Origin of the sequence: Streptomyces sp. 13-12-16, from assembly GCF_002114215.1 — a bacterium.
In the GTDB taxonomy this organism is placed as follows: domain Bacteria; phylum Actinomycetota; class Actinomycetes; order Streptomycetales; family Streptomycetaceae; genus Streptomyces.
This window is the reverse complement of the sequence record NZ_NCTE01000199.1, coordinates 1-18137: the sequence shown is the minus strand read 5'-3', so window position 1 is coordinate 18137 and position 18137 is coordinate 1. Positions and strand designations below refer to the sequence as shown.

Annotated in this window: 16 protein-coding genes and 1 pseudogene; 8 read left to right on the top strand and 9 right to left on the bottom strand. The window is 69.9% G+C overall.

The features are described 5' to 3' along the window. The 8 genes from B7767_RS09045 to B7767_RS09010 all read right to left on the bottom strand — a co-directional run. Nucleotides 1-373: flavodoxin-dependent (E)-4-hydroxy-3-methylbut-2-enyl-diphosphate synthase (locus B7767_RS09045; RefSeq protein ID WP_179167077.1), on the bottom strand; the 373-nt coding region annotated here is incomplete at its 3' end. Continuing rightward, nucleotides 370-2295 (bottom strand): 1-deoxy-D-xylulose-5-phosphate synthase, encoded by a 1926-nt coding sequence (gene dxs, locus B7767_RS09040; RefSeq protein ID WP_085571716.1) that lies wholly within the window; start codon nt 2293-2295, stop codon nt 370-372. The genes dxs and B7767_RS09045, both read right to left, overlap by 4 nt. Continuing rightward, complete coding sequence (locus B7767_RS09035) at nt 2285-2686, bottom strand: hypothetical protein (protein ID WP_085571715.1); 402 nt, start codon at nt 2684-2686, stop codon at nt 2285-2287. The genes dxs and B7767_RS09035 overlap by 11 nt, the downstream gene beginning before the upstream one ends. Then, nucleotides 2683-3600, bottom strand: coding sequence for a Gfo/Idh/MocA family protein (locus tag B7767_RS09030; RefSeq protein WP_107485927.1), 918 nt, complete (start codon nt 3598-3600; stop codon nt 2683-2685). Before B7767_RS09030 ends, B7767_RS09035 begins: the two co-directional genes overlap by 4 nt. Then, nucleotides 3597-4733 carry an Ldh family oxidoreductase gene (locus B7767_RS09025; protein WP_085571714.1) on the bottom strand — a complete coding sequence of 379 codons (1137 nt, stop codon included), beginning with the start codon at nt 4731-4733 and terminating at the stop codon, nt 3597-3599. The genes B7767_RS09030 and B7767_RS09025 overlap by 4 nt, the downstream gene beginning before the upstream one ends. Further along, entirely contained in the window at nt 4730-6025 is a 1296-nt protein-coding gene (locus tag B7767_RS09020; RefSeq protein ID WP_179167076.1) for a M20/M25/M40 family metallo-hydrolase, read from the bottom strand. The genes B7767_RS09025 and B7767_RS09020 overlap by 4 nt, the downstream gene beginning before the upstream one ends. Further along, the gene (locus B7767_RS09015) at nt 6022-6927 is read right to left on the bottom strand and encodes a sugar phosphate isomerase/epimerase (protein ID WP_085571713.1); all 906 of its coding nucleotides are present in this window, start codon (nt 6925-6927) and stop codon (nt 6022-6024) included. Before B7767_RS09015 ends, B7767_RS09020 begins: the two co-directional genes overlap by 4 nt. After that, on the bottom strand, nt 6917-7771 hold the full coding sequence (locus B7767_RS09010) for a hypothetical protein (RefSeq protein ID WP_085571712.1): 855 nt from the start codon (nt 7769-7771) through the stop codon (nt 6917-6919). The genes B7767_RS09015 and B7767_RS09010 overlap by 11 nt, the downstream gene beginning before the upstream one ends. 488 nt (nt 7772-8259) lie before the next feature. On the opposite strand from B7767_RS09010, the gene B7767_RS09005 reads away from it, so the two are divergent. The 7 genes from B7767_RS09005 to B7767_RS08975 all read left to right on the top strand — a co-directional run bounded on the left by B7767_RS09005 (nt 8260) and on the right by B7767_RS08975 (nt 16416). Further along, nucleotides 8260-9084 (top strand): bifunctional 2-polyprenyl-6-hydroxyphenol methylase/3-demethylubiquinol 3-O-methyltransferase UbiG, encoded by an 825-nt coding sequence (locus B7767_RS09005; protein WP_179167075.1) that lies wholly within the window; start codon nt 8260-8262, stop codon nt 9082-9084. 40 nt (nt 9085-9124) lie between these two features. After that, nucleotides 9125-10087 (top strand): UbiA family prenyltransferase, encoded by a 963-nt coding sequence (locus tag B7767_RS09000; RefSeq protein ID WP_085571710.1) that lies wholly within the window; start codon nt 9125-9127, stop codon nt 10085-10087. 32 nt (nt 10088-10119) lie between these two features. Continuing rightward, nucleotides 10120-11343 carry a benzoate/H(+) symporter BenE family transporter gene (locus tag B7767_RS08995; RefSeq protein WP_085571709.1) on the top strand — a complete coding sequence of 408 codons (1224 nt, stop codon included), beginning with the start codon at nt 10120-10122 and terminating at the stop codon, nt 11341-11343. A gap of 469 nt (nt 11344-11812) precedes the next feature. Then, complete coding sequence (locus B7767_RS08990; RefSeq protein ID WP_085571708.1) at nt 11813-12796, top strand: 4-hydroxy-3-methylbut-2-enyl diphosphate reductase; 984 nt, start codon at nt 11813-11815, stop codon at nt 12794-12796. Nucleotides 12797-12845: 49 nt separating this feature from the next. Beyond that, complete coding sequence (locus tag B7767_RS08985; RefSeq protein ID WP_085571707.1) at nt 12846-13913, top strand: polyprenyl synthetase family protein; 1068 nt, start codon at nt 12846-12848, stop codon at nt 13911-13913. An 84-nt stretch (nt 13914-13997) separates the two neighbouring features. After that, on the top strand, nt 13998-15608 hold the full coding sequence (locus B7767_RS08980; protein WP_085571706.1) for a class I adenylate-forming enzyme family protein: 1611 nt from the start codon (nt 13998-14000) through the stop codon (nt 15606-15608). A 166-nt stretch (nt 15609-15774) separates the two neighbouring features. Beyond that, nucleotides 15775-16416 (top strand): hypothetical protein, encoded by a 642-nt coding sequence (locus tag B7767_RS08975; RefSeq protein WP_143652299.1) that lies wholly within the window; start codon nt 15775-15777, stop codon nt 16414-16416. A gap of 472 nt (nt 16417-16888) precedes the next feature. Here B7767_RS08975 and B7767_RS08970 read toward each other — a convergent pair whose 3' ends face one another. Beyond that, nucleotides 16889-17800 (bottom strand): 1,4-dihydroxy-6-naphthoate synthase, encoded by a 912-nt coding sequence (locus B7767_RS08970; RefSeq protein WP_256923368.1) that lies wholly within the window; start codon nt 17798-17800, stop codon nt 16889-16891. Between the two features lie 209 nt (nt 17801-18009). Here B7767_RS08970 and B7767_RS44480 point away from each other — a divergent pair. Next, nucleotides 18010-18137: pseudogene (locus B7767_RS44480) on the top strand (aminofutalosine synthase MqnE); the annotation flags it as partial.

Genomic DNA, 18137 nt, shown 5'->3' with positions numbered 1-18137 from the left:
CGAACTGCTTGATGTTGCCGGGGTTCACCCGGACCGCCGCGCAGCCGGCCTCGATCGCGGCGAAGACGTACTTGGGCTGGAAGTGGATGTCGGCGATCACCGGGATCTGCGACTTCTTCGCGATCACGGGCAGCGCGTCGGCGTCGTCCTGGGTCGGACAGGCGACCCGGACGATCTGGCACCCCGAGGCGGTCAGCTCGGCGATCTGCTGGAGGGTGGCGCCGATGTCGGACGTACGCGTGGTCGTCATCGACTGCACGGACACCGGGGCGTCCCCGCCCACCGCCACGGATCCGACCTGGATCTGCCGGCTCTTCCGACGCTCGGCGAGCCTGGTCGGAACGGACGGCATGCCGAGTGCGATCGTGGTCATGCGGACCCGCTTTCGGACGCGGCACTGTACCGGGCCAGTGCCATGATGACGGTCTGAGAAATGTCGGCGGGCGTCAGCCCCGCCTCGGCGAGCAGTTCCTTGCGGTCGGCGTGGTCCAGGAACCGTTGCGGCAGGGCGAACAGTTCCACCGGGACGTTCAGCCGGGCCTCGCGCATCGCCTGCGTGACGGCCGAACCCACCCCGCCCACGACGCCGTTGTCCTCGATGACGGCCACCAGGCCGTACCCGGTTGCGAGTTCGACGAGGGCGGGGTCCACCGGCTTGACCCAGCAGGGGTCCACGACCGTGGCGGAGACACCTGCCTCGGTCAGCTTCCCGGCGGTCTCGAGAGCGGTCGAGGCCATCGCCCCCACCGAGACGATCAGGACGTCCCCGGGCGCATCGGCGTCGCCGGCGAGCACGTCGACACCCGCAATCCGGGCGACGGCCTCGATGTCCGGGGCGATGGAGCCCTTGGGATAGCGCAGCACGGTGGGGACGTCGGAGACCTCCACGGCCTCGCGCAGCTGGGCCCGCAGCCGGGCGGCGTCGCGCGGTGCGGCCAGCCGTAGGCCAGGCACGACCTGCAGGATGGACAGATCCCACATGCCGTTGTGGCTGGCGCCGTCGTTGCCCGTGGCGCCGGCCCGGTCAAGGACGAAGGTGACACCCGCCTTGTGCAGCGCCACGTCCATCAGCACCTGGTCGAAGGCCCGGTTCAGGAAGGTTGCGTAGACGGCGACCACGGGATGCAGCCCGCCCGCCGCCAGCCCGGCCGCCGATGTCACCGCGTGCTGCTCGGCGATACCGACGTCGAAGATCCGCTCCGGGTGGGCCGTCGCGAAGGCGTCGAGCCCCACGGGTTCCCGCATCGCCGCCGTGATGGCGACCACGTCGGAACGGTCGGCACCGATCTTGACGATCTCGTCGGAGAAGACCGAGGTCCACGAGGGCACGGCGGGCCTGGCCGCGGTCGACACGGCGCTGACGGCGTGGAAGCGGTCGCCCTCGTGCTGCTCGGCCGGCCGGTGCCCGTGTCCCTTGCGGGTCAGGCAGTGCACGATCACGGGTCCGGGGAAGCCCTTCGCCCGGCTCAGTGCCCCCTCCAGGGCCTGGAGGTCGTGGCCGTCGACGGGGCCCATGTACTTGAGCCCGAGGTCCTCGAAAAGCCCCTGCGGGGTGATGAAGTCCTTCAGGCCCTTCTTCGCACCGTGCAGGCTGCCGTAGAGCGTTTGACCGACCACGGGAACCTGCTCCAGGAGCTCCTTGCCCCGCTGCAGGAACCGCTCGTACCCCGCGGAGGTGCGCAGCGTCATCAGGTGGTTGGCCAGACCGCCGACCGTAGGCGCGTAGGAGCGCTCGTTGTCGTTGACGACGATGACCATGGGCCGGTCCTTGGCCGCGGCGATGTTGTTCAGCGCCTCCCAGGCCATGCCGCCGGTCAACGCGCCGTCTCCGATCACGGCGACGACGTGCCGGTCCTGGAGACCGCGCAGCTGGTGCGCCTTCGCCAAGCCGTCCGCGTAGGACAGGGCGGTGGACGCGTGCGAGTTCTCGATGACGTCGTGGTCGGACTCGGCCCGCGACGGATAGCCGGACAGGCCGCCCTTCGAACGCAGTCTGCCGAAGTCCCTTCTGCCGGTGAGCAGTTTGTGCACATAGGCCTGGTGCCCGGTGTCCCACAGCAGTCGATCGCGGGGCGAGTCGAACACCCGGTGCAGTGCGATGGAGAGTTCGACGACGCCGAGGTTGGGGCCGAGGTGTCCGCCGGTCCGTGACACCTCGGTGACGAGGAAGTCGCGGATCTCGCGGGCCAACGAGTCGAGCGCCGTGGGCCCCAGCCGGCGGAGGTCCGACGGTTCACCGATGGTGTCGAGGACCGGTGTGCGGACCGGGTCGGGTTCCCGTTTGTCACTGCCCAAAGCGCACCTCCATGGTGGGTCGTAGATCGAGGTCGGGGCCGGTCACGGTCCGGTCGACGGCGATCAGTACGTTGTAATGGTTGGGAAAGTGGCATGAGTCGAAGCCGAGCACCGAGCCGATGCGGCGGCCCGCGACCAGCACGGGGTCCCCGCGGTCGATGACTCCGCCCGCCGCGATCTCCACGAAGCCGAGGAATCCGACGCGGTCGACCACGGCACCGGGGCTGGTGTCGTGCTGCTCGGTCGTCACCAGTTCGTGGATCTCGTGCCGTCGCACACAGCGGCTGGCGAACTCCTCCAGAACCATGCCCCGGTCGTCGCGCCGGTGCGTGAGGATCTTGACCAACTCGCCTCGTACGGTGCGCTTCTCGCCGTCCTCCGCGGGATTCATCGGCTGCCCCCGCCTTCGGCGGCGTACACGGCGGTGACGAGTTCGAGTGCCGCGACACCGTCCCGCGCCCGTTCCCCGCCCGCTCTCAGCAGACCGCCGAAGTCCCGCAGGACACCGACGTACTCGTGCCACAGCGAGGACTTGAAGCCGTCGTGTCCGCCCAGCATGTCGGCGCGCAGGACGGTGCCGTCCGCGAGGCGTACCTCGACCTCCTTGCGCTCACCGTCGTAGGACCAGTCCAGCTCCACGCGGGCCCGCGCACCGGACGGAGCGCGCAGCTCGACGGAGGCCTGACGGTCCACGCCGTCGGCGTCCCGGGTCACCTTGGCGTCGACCAGGGACACCTCGCCGAGGAACTGGCGGACGGTGTCGAAAGCGTTGGGCCCGTTGTCGGCCACGCAGCCGCCGCCGCAGCGCCGGGGGTCGAGGTACCAGCGGTCGTCGCCCGCGTGTTCCTCTATGCGCTCGAGGTACCAGACGGTCAGCGACTCGACGGCGACGCCCTCGGACACCCGCTCCAGCAGGGACAGGACGTTGTCGTTGTACCGCCGGTGGAAGGAGGTGAAGAGCAACACGCCGTGGGAGCGGGCCTGGTCCATCAGCGCCCGGCCGTCCTCGAGCGTCGTGGCGAGCGGCTTCTCCACGCATACGGCCACGCCCGCGGTGACGGCGTCCGCGCACACGGCGGCGTGAACGTCATTGGGCACGTTGACGACGACGGCGTCGAGCTCCGCCTCCGCCAGCATGCTGTGGTGGTCCGCGTAGCAGGGCACCCGGCCCTGGAAGTCCCGCATGGCCTCTGGGCGCAGGTCGCACACGGCCGCCAGCTCCAGGTCCGGTAAGAAGTCGAAGGCCGCCACGTAGAAGCGGGAGATGACGCCCAGTCCGATGATTCCGATCCGCAGCCGCCTCACCGCACCTCCTCCAGCACCGGGGCCACACCGGCCTTCCGGGCGAGCTCCACCAGTTCGGCCCGAAGTGCCGTGCTGACCGGCACGCCATGGGCCCGTGCCTCGGCCTCGTACTCCGCTTCGCGCTGTCCGGGATAGCCGACGGGCCGCTCGGGCGACAGGGGATCGCAGTCCAGCAGGCTCCGAAACAGGCCCGCGGCGTCGGCCACGAACTCCTGCTCGGGGCGGAGGCTGCCGGGACAAACGGCGATCGCCAGGAAGCCGATGTCGTCGTCCCGTCCGGTCGGCCCGCCGTTACCGGTGAAGGCCTCTGGGTCCGGCCCCAGTCCCGCGCCGGGCACCAGCGCGGCCAGCACCTCGACGAGGAGTGCGAGCCCGTAGCCCTTGTAGGCGCCGGTTTCGGGGCGTCCACCGAGCCACATGGGGAACCCGTCACCGCGGTCCAGGGCCGCGGGATCGGTGACCGGGCGCCCCTCGGCATCCTCCAGCCATCCCTCAGGGATGCGGCGGCCGGCCCGGGCGGACTGCCGTATCTTGCCCGTGGGCACGGCGGTGGTGCTCATGTCCAGGTTGAAGGGGGGCAGGCCGGGGCCGGCCGGCGCGGCGATGCTGAGGGGATTGGTGCCCAGCATGGCGTAACGTCCGCCCGGTGGGCGGGCGATGCGCTGCCGTCCGCAGTTCGAGGCGAGTATGCCGACGGCGTTGCGTCGGACGGCACGCGCGGTGTGGTGGCCCGCGCAGCCGAAATGCGTGCCGTTGCGGACGGACACCATCCCGATGCCGTATTCCTCGCTGCGCGCGACCGCGAGATCCATGGCGTGGCCGGCCGTCCACAGACCCAGGGTGCGCCGGGCGTCCAGCAGCACGGCGGCCCCCCGGTCGGCCAGGAGGACGGGGTCGGCTTCGGCGTCCGCCCGCTTCTCGTCCAGCAGCGGCAGATAGAGACGGGTCAGGTTGGTCAGCCCGTGCGAGCGCATGCCGGCCAGGTCCCCGTACACCAGTGCCTCGGCCGCCGCACTCGCCCGGTCCACGGGCATCCGGCGCCCGGTGAAGACCGCCGTCGCCAGCTCCAGGAGCTGCTCGTAGGGGACGCGCACGTCGGTGGTCTGGTCCGCTGCCTGGGCAGTCGTTGTCATATGGGTCCGTTCGTAGCTCGGGTGAAGTGAGTCAGCAGGGTGACGACGCTCGCGGCGAACACCTCCAGTTCCGAGGCGTCGGCGAACTCGTCCTGTGCGTGGGCGTTGTTGCGGTCGAGGTCACCGGGGCCGTAGACGGCCGTGTAGGCGTCCGGCAAGCCGTCCAGCCAGATGGCGTCGCATGTGAAGGAGGGCTCCTCCTCGGGTACGAAGGGCAGGCCGACGACCTCGCCCAGCAGGGACTCGGCCCAGGAGTCCGGGCGCTGCACCAGGGCGGGCAGTCCCCGCTTGAGCCACTCCAGCCGGGTGACGCCCGCCGCCTCGGCCGCGGTCAGTTCGAAGTCCGTGACCGATGAGAACCTCCTGGTGAAGTCCGCCAGACCGCTGCCGAGTTCGGCGGCCGTGGCCTTCTCCAGTCGCTGCCCCACCTCGGCGTGCTCGTAGGCGAGGTTGAGCAGCAGTTCGCCGGTTCCGTACACCCGGTTGTGCAGCGGGCCCGTGCGCAGCCCGGCCACGCAGACCCGGGTCCCGTCGTACCGGCCGGACAGCCGCTCGGCGAGGTGCTGGGCCAGATAGCCCAGCAGTACGCTCGCGTTGTGGCCGCCGCCCGGCCGGTCGTCGATGGAGTCCAGGCCGTCCACCGTGACGCGTGCGGTCATGGCCGCCGTGGAACGGGGCAACAGCCGCGAACCGGTGGGCTCGCAGAAGAGGTTGAGGCGGCCGTAGAAGCCCTGCTCGATCAGCGGGCGGGTCCCGAAGGTACCCATGGCTCCGCCCTCCTCCCCCGCGACGAGCTGGATGAGCACACCGGTGGTCCGACCGAGTCCCGGCAGCCGATCGACCGCCACCCGCAGGGCCGCGAGCAGGGCCACCGCGGGTCCCTTGTCGTCGATGGCACCCCGGCCGTGGAAGCGACCGTCCACGTACCGCGGCGGCTCCCAGCCACTCACCGTGTCCAGGTGGGCGTTGAACATGACGGTGTGTTCCCGGGGCAGCTCGGGGCCGAGCCGCAGCACCATGCTGGGCTGGCTTTCGAGGAAGTCGGGGGTGTCCGCCATGGCCTCGCGCACGGTTCGCGGTACGTCCGCCCGGTCCAGCACGGACGGGTCCGGTGAGCCGTGGTGGAGGACGGCGAACCCCAGGTCCGCGGCGGCTTCGGCATAGGCACGCTGGGCCTCGGCGAGCTGCGGTCGGGGGCCGTCCAGGCCCACTTCCAGGAGCCCCTCGGTGCGCAGCTCCAGCAGATGGAGCAGCAGATCGCGCTCGGCGGGCAGGAACGGGACACTTCTCACGCGGACTCCCGCGCTCGCTCCGGGGGGCGGGCGGCGTCCGTACCGAGTCCCGCCAGCAGGTTCTCCAGGGCGCGCCCGTAGGCGACGAAGGTGTCGGCGCAGTCGTCGCCCAGCGCGGCCGGCGATTCGTGGGGCCGGACGTTGATGTGCGGCTCGATGGAGTACACACCCCGGTATCCGTGCTCGAGCAGGAGACTCACGCAGTCGGCGACACGGCACACTCCCTCGCCCGGCAACACGTAGCGCGCGTCGTCGGCGTCGCCGACCGCGTCCTTGATGTGCACATGAGCGACGTGCGGGACGATGTCGCGCAGCAGCGGATAGGACTCGTAGGAGTAGGCGACCCCGTTACCGGTGTCGAACAGCAGTTTCAGCGCGGGACTGTCCACCCGGGCGAGCAGGTCGAGCATCCGGTCGGCATCGCGCCCGGCCCAGCCCGCGCAGTTCTCGTGCACCAGGGTCAGCCCCGCGTCCTCGGCCCGGACCGCCAGTTCGCGCATGCGCGCGTACACCTCGTCACGCCAGCTGCGCTCGTCCAGACCGTCGTTGGGGTACGACATGACACGGATGAGGCCGGTGCCCAAACGTGCGCAGCGCTCGGCGAGGACGTCCAGTTCCCGCAGGTCGTCTGCGAAGTCCGAGGTGATCGGGCGTCCCCAATGCGCAATCCGGGAGTCCACGCAGGCCACTCGCAGTCCTGCGGCCTCCAGCTGCCGGTCCAGGGCGTCGAACGAGTCGTCGTCGAGGTCGGCGAGGGCCACCGAGTCCACGTTGCGCAGTTCGATGAGATCCCAGCCGAGCCTGGTGAGCGCCGCCACCTGGTCGGACAGTGCGGACCCGGCCTCGTCACCGATGCCGCAGAGGGTGAACGCCGGCGGAGGCGTGGACTGTTCAACGCGCATGGAGTGCCTCTTCCTCAGGTACCGCTCGTTCGGGGAGCGGGGCGTACGGGCTCTCCGCGGCCGCGCGGCGCTTGGCGTCGGTGAGCAGGGAGACCACTTGCGCGTTCAGCTCGAAGGCGGGGGCGAAATCCGCGCCGTCGGCGATGTCGCGGTAGGCCCGCAGGACGCACGCGGTCAGCGCCTCGTCGTAGAAGACCTCCCGGCGCTCCGGTACCCCCGGTTCCTCGATGCTCAGCTGCGCGTACGCGTCGTCCGCGCTGACGGGGTAGTAACCCGTCACGGTGCCCCCGGCGAAGGTGAGCCGGATGCTGCGTTCCCGTACGGGGGACATCAGGTCACAGGCGATGGTGGTGGTGGTGCCGCCGTCGTGCTGGAGCCGCAGCCGGGCGGACCCCATACGCCGGGCCACTCGGTCGCCGAGATGGGCGTCTGTCCAGGACGCGTCGACGAGTCGGGCCGGGCCCGCCAGTCGCAGGGCCACTCCGAGCGCGTGCGGTGGTTCGACATCGAAAGCGGACGGGTGGGAGGGCACGGCAAACGTCCGGCTGAGCCGCGGCTTGTTCTGGCACACGGTGATCGAGTGCAGCGTGCCCAGCGCACCGGACTGCACGAGGTCGGCCAGGCGCTGCGTGAGCGTGCTGTGCAGCCAGGGCGCGACGACGGTGATCCGCAGGCCGTGCGCGTCGCGGATGCGCCGGATCTCGTGGACCGCTCCGATGCCGGCGCTCAGCGGCTTCTCCACCAGGAAGGTGCGGAAGCCGAGTGCGGCGAGCTCTCGCAGCGCCTCCGTGCGCGCGTCCGGCGGTGTGCACAGGTGCACCACCGTCCGGCCGGAGTCGAGCATGGTTCGGAGAGCGGCCGGGGACGGTGCGGCTCGTAACCAGGGGGGTGCGCTCCGGAGGGCTTCCGGAGACATGTCGTAGCCGACCGGTGGCTCCTTCGTGAACAGGCCGTCGTGCAACGGGTCCTGACGCAATTTCCGCAGGACCGGCAGATGGAGACCGAGTCCCGACCGTCCCAGTCCAACGATCAACGTCTGCAGCAACAGATGACTCCGCTTCCTCGTCGGTCCCAAGAGGCTGATGACAGGGTTCATGAACACAGCGCTCGGCGTCGCACCGGTGCGGCGCCGACGCGCCCCGCCCTGAAGGCTAGGGGCCATCGGCCGCCGTTCCGCATGACAGGTTGCTGCCGGTCAGCGAGGTGGGAGGGACACAGCCACCTGCCATGGCGGCGGCATGCGGGGCGCTCCTAGGGTCGGCGCCGAAGGATCCTCGCCGGAGTGGCCCGTACCAGTCGGCGCAAGGGTCACACGACAAGGAAGGGATCTGGATGAGCGCCGTCGCACGGACCACTTCCGCCGAGTCGGCCTCCGCCGAGGGGAGTTATCTCTTCGACGCGGCCTGGGACCAGGAGACCGAGCGTCTGCGGGCCAACGAGGCCCTGTGGGACGAGGGCACGTTCGTGCGGCTCGAGCGCTTGGGCGTCGGGGAGGGCTGGTCGTGCCTGGAGGTGGGAGCCGGGCAGGGTTCCGTCGCACACTGGCTGGCCGGCCGCGTCGGTCCCGGCGGCAGGGTCGTCGCGGCGGACCTGGACGTCGACGCGCTGAGCGAAGTCGCGCGTCCGCCCCTCGAGGTACGCCGGCTGGACGTCCGCACCGACGAGTTGCCGGCCGACACGTTCGACCTGGTGCATGCGCGCATGGTGCTGCAGCACCTGAAGGATCCCGAGACTGTCGTCCGGCGGCTGGTCGGCACCCTGAAGCCGGGTGGACGAATCTTCCTGGAGGACACCGACGCCCTGACGCTGTTCCGGTCCGCGGTCGCCGAGGACTTCCTCAAGGACGTGCACACCGCGGCGTACACCGTGATGGAACAGACGGGTTACTCGATGCGCGGCGGTCACTTCGACCACCGGGCGGCCCTCCGCTGCGGGCTGGAGGACGTGTCGGCCGAAGGCCGGGCCGTGATGGTCCAGGGCGGTTCGCTCCGGGCGCGGATGTACGTGCTGTGGCTGGAGTACCTGCGCCCCAAGCTGATCGCACAGGGGCTGCTCACCTCCGGGCGCATCGACGAAGCGGTACGGGCCATGAACGATCCCTCGAACCACTGGCTGAGCCAGGTGCTCATCTCGACGTACGGCCGTCGGCCGGCATGAGTTGTGGTTCCGTCCTCCCGCACGAAAGGCTGATCTGCCCATGGCGGTGAAGACCGCTGCGCCCTCGGCCGCGTGGGGCGCCCCGAAACTGAAGGCCTACGCCAAGCTGGGGAAGCTCGCCTTCTTCGACTTCTACCTGTGTGTACTGATCGTCTGGACGGCGCTGCCAGGCGACCATCTGTGGCGGGGGTCCACGTGGCTCACGCTCACCCTGTTCCTCGTCGGCCAGGTCGGTGTCGTGGCCGCCACCGTCGCCTTCGACGACCTCACGGGTGTCCGCGACGGCAGTGACGCCCGCAACTACACGGAGCGGTCGGGGGCGTTGCGCGACCTTTCGCGCAAGCCCCTGCTCTCCGGGGCCCTGACGCCGGGCGAGGCCCAGGCCTTCGCCTGGGGAGCGGCAGTATGGGGGGTCGCGTTCTGGGCGATCACGGCCGCCGTGGCCCCGTACCGACCCGGATGGGCGTGCGCGCTGCTGCTCTACGTCGCCCTGTCGTCGATGCAGTACTCGTACGGTCTGAAGCTGAGTTACCGCGGGGGCCAGGAGTTGCTGCTGATCTCCTCCTCAGGGCTCGTGGTGCTGCTTCCCTACGTGCTGATCACGGGCGAGGTCACCGGGCTCGTCGTGCTGGAGTCCCTCGTGTTCGGCCTGTGGAGCGTGCTGGTGTCCCTCTACTCGAACATGAACGACATCGAGGGCGACCGGCTCGCAGGCCGCCGCAACCTGGCCACCCTGACCGGCGCCCGCACCTACCGGGCGGTCATCACCGTGTTCACCCTGGCCGAGCCCGCCGCCGTCGTGGTGGCCGTCGGGGTGGGCGCCGTACCGGTGTGGTTCCTCGCGGTCCTGCTGCCGATGCTGCTGCTGCGCGTGAGACAGTGGCGCACGGGTGTGGCGCAGCGGCAGGCGCTCACCGCCCGCGTCCTGGGCATCAAGACCCAGCGGCTCGGGGTCCTGCTGCTGATGGCCGGCAACGTGCTCACGGTGCACGTGGCGGGATGACGAGGCGTGAGGGCGGACCTGGACGACGCGGCATGAACGAGGGCCCGCACCGGACGGCCCCCGTGGCCGACCGGACCGAGCCGGCGCGCCACCCGTTGCTGAACGTCTCCGCCGTGGTCGCCGGTCTGGTCGCGGTCGTGGTGGCCTACGCGGGTCCGATGGCAGTGGTGTTCCAGGCCGCGGACGCCGCCTCGTTGCGCCCCGAGACCCTGGAGTCCTGGGTCTGGGCGGTGTCCGTCGGAAGCGGCGTCACCGGTCTGGTGCTCAGCTGGGCCCAGCGGATGCCCGTGGTCGCGGCGTGGTCCACGCCGGGTGCCGCCCTGCTGGCCTCGGCACTGGACAGATACTCGTTCGCGGAGGCCGTCGGGGCATACCTCGTCGCCGCGGCACTCACCGTGCTGGTGGGCGCCACCGGGCTGTTCGGCGCGCTGATGCGGTGGATGCCGCCGTCGGTCGCCTCGGCGATGCTCGCCGGGATCCTGCTCCAGTTCGGCATGGACCTGTTCCTGGCGGCGGAGTCGGACCTCTGGCTGGTGGCGGCCATGCTCGCCGCCTACCTTCTCTGCAAGGTGCGTGTCCCGCGCTGGTCCATCGCGGCGGCGCTGACGACCGGCTGCGTGATCGTGGCGGCGACCGGCCGCTTCGACTGGGACATGGACCGACTCGGGCCGGCCCAGCCGGAGTTCACCGTTCCCGATTTCTCGCTCGGTGCGGTGACGGGGCTCGCCCTTCCGCTCTTCCTGGTCACGATGGCCTCGCAGAACGCGCCGGGCGTCGCCGTCCTCCGTGCCGGAGGGTACCGGCCGGACCCGAACCGGCTCGTGCTGGGCACGGGTATCGCCTCCACGGTGCTCGCGCCCTTCGGGTGTCACGCCGTCAACCTGGGTGCGATCACCGCGGCCATCTGCACCGGACCCGAGGTGCACGAGCAGCCGGAGCGGCGGTTTGCGGCGGGGGTGTACTGCGGCGCCTTCTACGTGGTCGTAGGGCTGCTGGGCACCGCGGTCGTGGGGTTGTTCACCGCGGTCCCCGGCCCGCTGGTGGCCTCGATCGCCGGCATCGCGCTCCTGGGCGCCTTCGGCAGCGCGACGGCCGCTGCGACCCGGGCGGAGGAGCATCGCGAGGGCGCCGTCCTGACCCTGCTGACGACGGCGTCCGGCATGGAACTGTTCGGGATCGGCTCGACCTTCTGGGGCCTGTTGCTGGGCACCGCGGTGTCCCTGCTGACCTCCCGCCGCCCCTCCAGGACCGCTTAGCACCACCGGCGAACGGCCGCCTCGCGGCGGGCCGCGCGGCACCAACAGGTCCGCGTCATCGGCGCGGGGCCGCGTGGCCTGTCGATCGGGAGCGGATCTGCGCCAATGCCCGCTGCCGGCCCTCGAGCCTCCCGGTGACCGTGCACGTGGTGGCCCCCGGGTGCGAGGCAGGTCTGCCGGATCGACCGTCCCTCCTGCCACCGCGCTCGACCGGGCCCCTTCGGGACCTGGCGACGATCTGCGGGCCGTAGCGCTCACACTGCGGGCTGCACTCGCCACGACCCCGCGGTGAGGGAACGATCGGTGCGGGCCCCGGGCCGTGGCGCGTGGACGCGGGAGCACGGCGCCCGGAACCGGGCTTCCTGGCAGGTGCTTGTCATAGCCGCGGAGGGGACGGCCCGTGAAGGATTGCAGCAGAGCCTGCTGCGGCGGGAGCGGTGTCACGGAATCCGACACGGAGGGATCGCAGGTGTCCACTACGGAGAAGGCAGGGGCCAGTTCCCGGGCCAATGGCGGGAAGCGGGTCGTTCTGGCCGAGCCCCGGGGGTTCTGCGCCGGCGTGGACCGCGCCATCGGCATGGTCGAGCAGGCCTTGGACACCTACGGCGCGCCCGTCTACGTCCGCAAGCAGATCGTGCACAACCTGCACGTTGTCGAGGAACTGGAGAAGCGCGGCGCGCGGTTCGTCGACTCGGAGGACGAGGTGCCGGAGGGGGCGATCTGCATCTTCTCCGCGCACGGCGTGTCGCCGACCGTGCGGGACAACAGCGAACGCCGGGGGCTCCGCGTGATCGACGCGACGTGCCCTCTGGTCTCCAAGGTCCACCAGGAGGCCAAGCGTGCCTCCGCGAGCGGCCGCACCATCCTGCTGATCGGTCACGCCGACCACGAGGAGGTGGAGGGGACGGTCGGTGAGGCCCCGGACGACACCATCGTGGTGGAGACGGTGGAGAGCGCGCGGAACCTCCGGCTTCCGGAGGGCACCCAGGTCTCCTTCCTCACCCAGACGACACTGTCGCTGGACGAGACCCGGGACATCATCGCCGAGTTGACCCGTCGGTTCCCCGACTTGCAGGGCCCCGGTGTGGGAGACATCTGCTACGCGAGTCAGAACCGTCAGAACGCGGTCAAGGAGATGGCCTCCCGGACCGACCTCGTCCTCGTCGTGGGGTCCGACAACTCCAGCAACTCCGTGCGCATGGTCGAGGTGGCGCGCGGGCAGGGCACCACCGCGTATCTCGTCAACAACGCGGCCGGGCTCGACGAAAGCTGGCTCACCGGTGTGGACGCGGTCGGTGTCACCTCCGGTGCCAGTGCACCGGAGATTCTGGTGGAGCAGCTGCTGGATCGGCTGGCCGAACTGGGTTACGTCACGCGCGACACGGTGCGGACCGCAACCGAGAACGTCACCTTCGGCATCCCGGGCAGCCTCTTCGAGCACGTCTCCCGGTAGCGCCGCCTCCCCTGCCCACCGTTCGGACTTCTCCCAACGAGGTACACACATGGTCGACTTCACGCTCACGGCTCCACCGGATTCCTCCGCGACCTCACAGACTCGTCAGCTCGCCATGGAGCGGATGGAACGACGGCTGGCCGGCCTGCTGCAGGAGGAGGAGACGTACTGGCGGAACCTCAACCCGGACTCCGCCGAGGTCATCGGATCCGTGGCGAGGGTGGTGGAGAGCGGCGGCAAACGGCTGCGCCCCGCTTTCTGCATCTCCGGCTATCTGGCGGCCGGCGGAGTTGCCGAGGCCGACGACGTCGTCGACGTGGCCGCCGCGCTGGAACTGCTGCACGCTTTCGCCCTGTTGCACGACGACGTCATGGACGCCTCGGAGCTGCGCAGGAACCAGCCCACCGCGCATGTCGTGCACACGGACCTGCACAGGCAGCGGTCCTGGCGCGGCGAACCCCGCCGCTACGGCGAGAGCGTCGCGGTGCTCGCCGGCAACCTCGCCTTCGTCTACGCCAACCGGCTGCTCAGCTCCTGCTCGCCCGCTGTGCTGAGGATCTGGGGAGAGTTGTGCACCGAACTGATGGTGGGGCAGTTCCTGGACATCCGGGCGGCGGCCAGGTTCCAGCCTGATCCCGAACTGGCCCGCTGGATCGCCCTGTTCAAGTCGGGCCGGTACACGATCCAGCAGCCACTGTGTCTGGGCGCCGCCCTGGCGGGCAACAGCGGCCTGTCACGGACTTTCGAGGAGTACGGACTCGCCGTGGGCGAGGCGTTCCAGCTGCGGGACGACCTGCTCGACGTCTTCGGGGACCCCCGGCTGACGGGTAAGCCCGCGAAGCTGGACTTCGAGCAGAACAAGATGACGCTGCTCATGTCCTTCGCGATGGCGGACAGCCAGGAGGTCGCCGCCGCGATCGGAGACGACCTGTCGGCGATCCCGCCGCAGGAACTCGCGGACCTGCTCGCCCGGGCCGGTGTCCGGGACCGGGTGGAAGCCGTGATCAAGGAACGGGTCGAGACGGCCCGAGCAGTGGTCGAGCGGGCCGGCGTCGATCCTGTGTGGGCCGCCGAACTGTCGGCGATGGCGGAGGCCGCCGCCTACCGCGACCGGTGACCCGGCCGCCGCCTCACCGCCCGAGGGCGGCCGCCCATCACACCGCGTGCACTTCACCGGACAACCACGAAGCGGGAGGCACCCGTGGACCAGCGGGCGCAAGGCGAGCTCAACATCGGGATGCTCTTCTCCACATACGCCGCACGGCACCAGCAGGCCTTCGTCCTGGACCGCCCCTTCGACATAGCACCGGAACGGGGCGTCGACTGGACCCTGTCCGGACTGGCGGACCTGGTGGCCGAGGCCTCGGGATGGCTGCACGCCTCCGGCGTGCGTCCCGGCGACAGCGTGGCCGTCATCAAGCGGAACCACTACGACATCGTGCTCCTGGCGGCGGGCGCCGCACGTATCGGTGCCTTTCCGGCCATGATCTCCGCGCAGGTGCCGCCCAAGGCGCTGCGGGTGATGCTCGACCGGCTGCGGCCCCGCACGGTACTGGCCTCTGCCGACGTCCTCCAGGGGGCACTCGACGACGGGGTCGACCTGGGCGGTCCCGGCACGCGGCTCGTCTCGATAGGCGAGCCTCCGAACGGTACGGACGCCGATACGCTGGCCGTATTCCAGGGCGCGCCCGTTCCGCCGCCGTCCCCCGTGGCGGACGACCGACCCATGATCGCGACCCACACCTCGGGCACGACGGGCGTCCCCAAGCTGGTGGTGCACTCGGCCGACACCCTGTGCCGGGAGGCGCCGTACCTGGAGCGGAAACGCTGGGCGCCCTGGACCCCGTGGCCGAAGGACGTGGTGGTGAACTGCACCGCCTTCAACCACGGCCGGAACGTCTCGTGGACCTCCGGCATGCTGGCCTGTCCGTCCCAGGAGATCGTGCTCATCTCCGACGCCGACATGGAGAACGTGGCCCGGGTCCTCCAGGGTCGCAGGCCCACTCTCTTCGAGGCCCATCCGAACATGTACCAGCTGTGGGAGGACATCGTCCGGACCCACCCGGAGATCTTCTTCCGCGTACGGCAGTACATCAGCACCTTCGACGCCATCCACCCTCGTACCGTGCGGCGGTTCCTGAACGCCTCCAGGCGGCGAATGCCGTTGTGGAGCGCCGGCTGGGGGCAGAGCGAGACCGCGGCGATCGCGTTCAGCACCTACACGCGGCGCTCGATGCGGAAGGTCGGCCCCGGCAACCCCGCGCTGTCGTCCGGGGGGCGGCGTGCGCCGCGCGCCCGGGTCAAGGTCGCGAACTCCGCGGCGGAGCCGCATCTCGCCCGCGGCGAGGTGGGCATCATCTTCGTCCGCACGGCCAGCCGGTGCATCAACTACCTGGGTGAGGAGGACCGGTGGAAGGCGAAGGCCGCGTCGGGCTGGTGGAACACCGGCGACCTCGGCCGGCTCGACGGGCGCGGCCGGATCACCCTGGTCGACCGGGAGGTCGACCGCATCCCGGGCATCAGCTGCATCGAGGCCGAGGGAATCCTGCTGGAGCGGCTCGACCGTGCCCACGAGGTGATCATCCTGCCGAACGCCCAGGGACTGCCCATTCCCGTGGTCAGCGTGCCCGACGGAAAGCTCGCCGACGACGAGTGGAAGCGGGCCTGTGCGGGCCTTCCCGTGATGGACGAGCCGCGTCTCATCTCCTGGGAGGACATTCCGCGCACCTCGACCTGGAAGGTGCGCAGGCTGGAACTGCGGGAACGGGTCGCCGGCGACGTCGGGGGGTTCGGAACGGGTCTGTGGACCTGATTCCAGCCGTTCGGTATTCAGTCACAGGTGCGCGGTCGATGTGCCGCGCGCCCAAGGATCGGGGAAGAGCGATGCACAGAAGGGGAACGTCTTGCTGACCGGTTCCATTGAATTACTCGCGGCGAGCTTTCCCAGTCCCCCACCGGTGGTCCAGGAACGCGAGCACGTGGACAACTTCGTGCTGCAACTCCTGGTCGTCACCGGGGGCATACCCTGGATCCTCACGTACTTCTGGATCATCCGGCGCGGCTTCATCGACAAGTACCTCGCGATGCCGCTGATCCCCCTGTTCTTCAACTTCGCATGGGAGTTCACCTACTCCTTCGTCTATGTCCCGCCGTTCACAGGACAGCACTATGTGAACATCGCCTGGTTCTTCCTCGACATCCTGATCATCTGGCAGGGCGTCAAGTACGGCCGGAAGGACTACCAGGACCTCACACAGCGCCAGTTCCTGTGGGTCTTCGCGGGAGTCCTGGTGCTGTCCTACGCGGTCATGATCCTGATGAACCGTGACCTGGGCGATGACATCGGCGGTTACACCGCCTTCACGCTCAACACGTTCATCAGCTACTGCTACATCCTGATGCTCAAGAAGCGCCGGTCGACGGTCGGCCAGACGATGTACATCGGGCTGGGCAAGCTCTTCGGAACGCTTTCCTCGTCGATCCTGTACGTCCTCTTCTATCCGGACCGGTTCGGCATGATGGTGCTGTACGCGACCATCCTGTTCCTGGACATCGTGTACCTCGTCATGCTGCGCCGCCAGTTCATCGCCGAGGGTGCCTCACCCTGGCGGAAATTCTGATCATCCGGACGTCCGGCGGGCCACGACCGCCCGCCGGGGACCAGGTGTGCCTTGTCGGCGAGTAGCAGCCGGCTTCCCGCGTCCGGTGCGGCCGGCGCGGGAGCCGGCCCCGCCGGCCCGGGGACGTCGTTCAGTACCGAGCCTCGTTCCTGACCGGCCGGCTCCGTCGCGGCGTCCGGCCCGCAGAGGACGTCGGGCAGGCGGCATCCGCGACCGCCCCGGTGGCACGACGGATCACATCGATCGCATGCTTCCCGATGGAACCGTCAGTCCGAGGACCACCATGATTTGACATGGATACGCCAGGATTATCGCTTTTGTCGAAAGTCGCGTGCCCGACGACAGGACGCGGTAAGCGGTGTCAGGGCGACTCCCCCCGGCATGTCGCACCGGGGGGACAGTGGCCGGAACCCGTGACCGGATCCACTTGTGTTTCGGTTCCGGACCGTGTCCGCCGGCCGGCCCGGCCCGGTCAGGACCCCGGAAAACGCAGGACCTCCGGTGCGACCTCGGGTACGAGCCCTTCGCCCGCGGCCCGGGAGAGAAGTCCGCGTACGGCCGCGTACCCGTCCTCACCCAGCTCTTCCGTGTGGTGGTTGACGTACAGGGCGATGTGCTGGTCCACCACATGCTGCTCCATCTCCTGCGCGTGCGCTCGGATGTAGCCGCGTGACCGCGCCGGGTCGTTCCAGGCGTGGCGGACCGACGCGCGGAGGGCGTGCGCCACCCGGCTCAGCGTCCGCGCGCCCAGGCTGCGCCGGGCCACGATCGCTCCGAGCGGTACGGGCAGCCCCGTGTCCTTCTCCCACTCCTCACCCATGTCGGCCAAGGCGCTCAGGCCGTGGTCGCGGTAGACGAAGCGCGCCTCGTGGATGACCAGGCCGGCGTCGACCACGCCGTCACGCACGGCAGGCATGATCTCGTGGAACGGCATGACGACGATCTCGCCGATCCCGCCCGGTGCCCCGATGGGCGCGTCAGACACTTTCCTGCTCGCCCAGAGGCGGAACAGCAGGTACGCGGTGGAGCGGGTTGCGGGCACGGCGACTCGCCGTCCCACCAGGGACCGCGGGTCGCCGTCCTCCCTCACCAGCACCAGCGGCCCGCAGCCCCGGCCGACCGCTCCACCGGAGGGAAGCAACGCGTACCGGTCCAGCACGAAGGGCAGCGCGGCGCAAGAGATCTTCAGGACGTCGTGTTCTCCCCGGGCGGCCAGATCGTTGGTGACGTCGATATCGGCCAGGGAAACGTCACACGGGGGCGCGTCCGGCAGCAGTCCGTGCGTCCAGGCGTGGAAGACGAAAGTGTCGTTCGGGCAGGGGGAGTACGCGACGGACAGTCGCGTTGCAGACGCTACGGAATTGGCCGATTCCTGCTGCATCATGGGCCTTCCTGATAGCTGGGGAAATCCGTACCGCGTCGAATACGCGGCAGCTCTCAGGAAAGCGCCGTCAAGTTGGGGTAATCACCTAAATTCTCCTCTGGGAGAATGTGGGAACGGTTTCCCGGGACGTGCCCGGACCAGCTCGCCGCCAGTGGCGGTACCGGCACGACAGTGTGCCTCACGAGCACTGACCGAGGAGGTCGATGATCATGGATTTAGGACTCAAGCGCGAGCTGGAGGAGAAGGTCGGGGCGGGCGAGCGCCTGACCCGTGAGGACGGCATCGCGCTGTACGAGTCGGACGACCTGGCCTGGCTGGGCGGGCTGGCGCACGAGGT